The following is a 1,929-nucleotide window of genomic DNA, read 5'->3' as shown; positions in this document are numbered from 1 at the left end:
CCTTTCGGGGTCGGAGAGGGAATTTTATGCAACCTCTCCGATTTTTGGGGAATGGTTGCCCCAAACTCCCATTTCTGAAAGTTAGCTTCGACAAAGTTATAAAGGCTTGCGCCGGCTAGCAGCACTGTCGAGCGTGACCTTAAGACTGTTTAACCACTAGCGACAGAGCAAGGGACTAGCTTCGCATCAAGCGGGTGTCGTGACCTAAATAACGTAGCTATTTAAAGCTTAGTCTGGTCAGAATGGCCTGTTAGATTTCTCTTTCAAGCCTCACGCCTTTAGGCTGAGGTTTCTGACATCAGTAAACAACTTGCGATCGGGCTGGCGTGTTTGAGAGTTCGATCGACTCTCAAGACTTAATGTTAAGGCTAAAATTACGATCTTGCACTCGATCGAATATCTGGCGAGGGGTGACACCCCCTAAGACAAACAAATTGAGCGCAATTTTTAGCTTGCAGTTCCCTGTTAAAGTGTGCAAATGCTGATATCTTATCGTATTTGACCCTTAATTGACGATAATCGCATTTAAAAAGCATGGGACTAAGGCAAAAAAGAAATTGAAACAGTAGACTTCAATAGCATAAAGAATTAGGGATGGGCTAGAAGCCCATCCCACAAATTGTTTTTTGTGGGATGGGATTTGAGAAGCGCCAAAATAATTAGGGACGGGCTAGAAGCCCATCCCACAATCTTTCTTGTGGGATGGGCTTCTAGCCCGTCCGATTATTGGTGCGGAGTGTACGGACTACTTTTTATTTTTATCGGGAATCCCGCTAGTTTTTAACATATCAGCAACTGTGCCGCAGTAACTCGGCATTCCTATGGTTTCGGGATTCACAAGATTTTGATAGGTAAAATGGCGGTAGCTGATGCAAAATCTATCCCAAGCAGCCACTTGAATTCGGAACAGCCAAATAAAGAAATCGGCCAGCCAAGGTGACAGAGTTATCCGAAAAAATATCTTTTTATTCAAATACTCGCAAGCTTGTTCTACCACTTCGTTAGCTGTAATCGCCGGATTTCCTAGCACAAAATGTCGCGGTTCATCGGAAGCCGGCGGATGTTCAACTAAATAATTAACTACTTTAGCAATATCTGCGCCGTGGATGAAGTGAAAACTGCCATCTGCCTTAAACCAGCGAATCAAACCAATCCATTTTGCGACAAGTGGCAGGCCAGATGACAAGTGAGAGACTGGTTTTTCGGCGTCTCCTCCCAATACTAATGTCGGGTAAAGTGCCGTAATCGGAGGCACATTTGTCAAGGCTGACAAATGCACCATGCAGTTGTATTTTGAGCTAATATAATCTGTCCCCAGTTCCCCGGCTTCTTTAAGCAAATTGTTGTCTCTACCGAGAATGCTGGCCGTTGAAAAATAAATTACTTGTTGGCAAGTCTGTGGCGAAAGTAGTTGAATTAGCTGGAGAGTTTTCGTTACGTTAACGTCAAACACTTCTTGAGTTCCTCCCCAAGCAGTGGCAGCTAAAATTGCTACATTAATTGTTTGCAAAAGTTCGGCGTGTTGCTCGATATCTCGCATATCGCCTTGTATGATATTGATGCCGGGGCGGGCTTTCCAGTCAAATTTTAATTTTTCGGGGTTGCGAACTAAGAGGTAAAGTTCGTGGTTTGTTTCTTGAATCAAAGTTTCGGCCATGTAGTGACCGATACAGCCACTTGCACCCGTTATGAAAATTTTTTTGGCGTTCATTTTGCAGAAGGGGAAGGGGGGGACGGCAAGGGGGAGAATAGGGCTGTTTCATTCTCCTGCAATCCGCCAGGGGTTGAAACCCCTGGCGTCGGGCAAAAGTCGGTTGAAACTGAGATGTTGCGCCATTCTCAATTACTTGTTTAGGAACAGGCTTTTCGGCCTGTTCCACAAAGAGTGAATTTTCTTGTGGAACAGGCCGAAAAGCCTGTTCTTGAGAA

1 protein-coding gene is annotated in these 1,929 nt (G+C 44.7%); it reads right to left on the bottom strand.

Features of this window, described 5'->3' with window-relative positions; translation table 11 throughout:
• Positions 1 to 745: 745 nt before the first annotated feature.
• Positions 746 to 1,711, bottom strand: a complete 966-nt coding sequence (locus QUA88_RS29385) for an NAD(P)-dependent oxidoreductase (protein WP_333058418.1) — start codon at positions 1,709 to 1,711, stop codon at positions 746 to 748.
• Positions 1,712 to 1,929: the final 218 nt, after the last annotated feature.

Source organism: Microcoleus sp. D3_18_C2, assembly GCF_036702395.1.
Taxonomy (GTDB): domain Bacteria; phylum Cyanobacteriota; class Cyanobacteriia; order Cyanobacteriales; family Microcoleaceae; genus Microcoleus.
This window is presented reverse-complemented; position numbering and strand designations above follow the sequence as displayed.